General features: G+C 53.5%; 2 protein-coding genes and 1 pseudogene. 1 reads left to right on the forward strand and 2 read right to left on the reverse strand.

The window, feature by feature from the left end; genetic code table 11:
- Positions 1 to 188, reverse strand: a pseudogene (locus VSX58_RS04735) (DUF1640 domain-containing protein); the annotation flags it as partial.
- Between the two features lie 722 nt (positions 189 to 910).
- Between VSX58_RS04735 and VSX58_RS04740 the strand changes: the two are divergent.
- Complete coding sequence (locus VSX58_RS04740; RefSeq protein ID WP_327617078.1) at positions 911 to 1411, forward strand: APC family permease; 501 nt, start codon at positions 911 to 913, stop codon at positions 1409 to 1411.
- Positions 1412 to 1685: 274 nt separating this feature from the next.
- On the opposite strand, the gene VSX58_RS04745 is transcribed toward VSX58_RS04740, so the two are convergent.
- On the reverse strand, positions 1686 to 2584 hold an 899-nt coding region (locus VSX58_RS04745; protein ID WP_327617077.1), incomplete at its 5' end, for an aldo/keto reductase.

Raw genomic sequence — 2584 nt, forward strand, 5'->3', positions numbered from 1 at the left:
GTTTTATCGATTTTAGCGCGAAAATCAGAAATTAAATCAGTTACATCCCGCCTGGTCGCCACGTCTGCCGCAGCCGCGTCGTACGAATCCTTTACCGCTGCGGAAATCGCCTTGGCCTGCCCCATCGGCATGCCGGCCGCCTCCAGCGTTTCTACAAATTTGAGAGTATCAAACGCCGCCTGAGTCATCGCCCTCGCTCCGCCAACTGTTCATTTATTCAGCAGTATAGCGTCATCGGCAGAGAAAGACGAAGCGATTATTCTTTCATCGCGCACGGTTTGCGCGGCGGTGCGCAAACCGTGGAGTAACGCTCCTGAACATCACTTATCCGCCGCAAAAGCGGCGGCCTTGCGCATATCGTCATCCGACAGACTGTTCATCTATTGTACCTGCCGCGTCAAAGGCTGCATCCGGCATACTATCGACAGCCGGATATTCATATGCGCGGCTTTTCATCGACGAACGAAGCGGACTCCCGTAGCAGCGTACTGAAAGCGCAACGCCGTTGAATATCCTGCGAATACGCCGCCAGCCGTAAGGATCTCCTACTATCTTCCCTTTTTCCGCCTTGACTAGTATAGAAAATTATCAATCGACCGGCCGGCCTCCCCGACGCTCAGACGGGTGGCGCCCATCGCTCATCGATGAGGGGAAATATGTGTAGTCAATCGGTAGTAAATAACAACGCGCCCGCGAGCGCTCATGCGCCGCATTCTGACGCTACCCGCGCTGGTGTTTTGCGGCCTGGTATACATGGTGCCTCTAACGATGTTCACCACGTACGGCGTAGTGACGGAGATAACGGGGGGCCGCACACCGCCAGCGCTTACCTAATTACGCTGGCGGCCATGCTGTTCACGGCGCTATCGTATGGCTTTATGGTGAAAAAACATCCTATCGCCGGTTCCGCATACTCCTAGAGACCCGCCAACCGCGGCGTGATATTCCGCGCGCCATCGTGATCACCACGCTGGTCGCCGGCGTGCTATTCACTGCGCTGGCGGCGGTCAGCCAGCTGGTGTTTCCCGGCAGCGTTTTCAAAGATGCCGAATCCGCTGCCGCCGAAGTGATGAACACTGCGGGCGGCGCATTGCTGAACAGCCTGTTCACGGCGGCTTATGTCGCCGGGTCGATGGGGTCGGCGCGGGCCTCTCAGGCATCGGTTTCCCGCATACTCTTTAGCATGGGACGCGACGGTCTTTTACCAAAACCGCTGTTTGGCACCCTGTCGGCGCGTTTTAATACTCCGGTGGGCGCTATTTTGGTGGTATCGCTGATTTCCCTGCTGGCGATAGTGCTCAGTCTGACCACCCTGGCATCAATGATCAGCTTCGGCGCGCTGGTGGCCTTCTCCGCCGTCAATTTATGCGGACGAAAAAGGCGCAGGCGTTGGAGAAGGCTACAATATTAATTACCCGCTGGCCGCCGGCAGCGGCTGGAAAATATGGGTTCAGGCGTTGCAAAGCGCCATGCGCCAGATACGCGCCTATTTGTAGCGACTCGCATTTCAAATCCTTCCGAATCGCATTTATCCCGGTTTTCTACTCATGCTAACTGCAAATGAAAAACGGCTTCAGCTCACATTAACTGCAACTGTACTCGCATTTATCCAGCCCGGCTTGCATTCCATTGCGCCGGAATCACAATAACTGCAACTCAGACTTTATCCTTGAGAATGTACGGGGTTAAGGAACATGATGTCCTGCGGCCTGTATAAGGCTGTACCATTCAGCCCGGGTAAGGGGAATATTTGACCCTTTCGCAGCCTCGATAACACGCCCTCGTCTGGTCGTGCCAAGTACGACCTGAAAACCTGCAGGATGGCGGGTGATCCAGGCGGTCGCGATTGCCGTCGGAGTTACCTCATACTTTGTTGCGAGCCGTTGCAGTTCCGCATTGAGATTCACATAATCCGGAGAACCGAAAAACACACCATCCTGAAAACCTTTCTGAAACGGCGACCAGGCCTGAAGTGTCATATTATTCACACGTGCATAATCAATGACACCACCGCCATCACGCGTAATTGAATCATCAAATCCGGTCATATTCGATGACAGTCCCTGCGCGACGAGCGTTGAATGAGTGACTGATAGCTGAACCTGATTCACAATGATTGGCTGAGTCACGGCCGTTTTGAGTAAATCAATCTGCCGGGGAGTATGGTTGGAAACCCCAAACGCCCGCACTTTTCCTGATGATTCCAGATGGTCAAATGCGTGAGCCACTTCTTCAGGTTCCACGAGCGCATCCGGACGGTGTAACAGTAAAATATCAATATAGTCTGTACGAAGCGCTTTTAAAGAGCGCTCAACAGCACTCACTATATGTTCACGGGACAGATCGTAATGCCAGGGCTCAGAGATGATCCCTGTCTTTGTTTGCAGGATAATTTGCTCACGCTCGGAGCTGGTAAGCTGTAAAGCTTCGCTAAACCGGCTTTCACACAGGTGGGCTCTCCCCGCAGGGGCGTTGAAACCATACAAATCAGCATGATCAAAGAAATTTATCCCTTCTTCGCGCGCACTGGTGTAGAGCATACGAATATGGTCATCGGTGCATCGGTAATCCCCCCAAAAAAGCG

The organism is Brenneria populi (assembly GCF_036016195.1).
Lineage (GTDB): Bacteria > Pseudomonadota > Gammaproteobacteria > Enterobacterales > Enterobacteriaceae > Brenneria > Brenneria populi.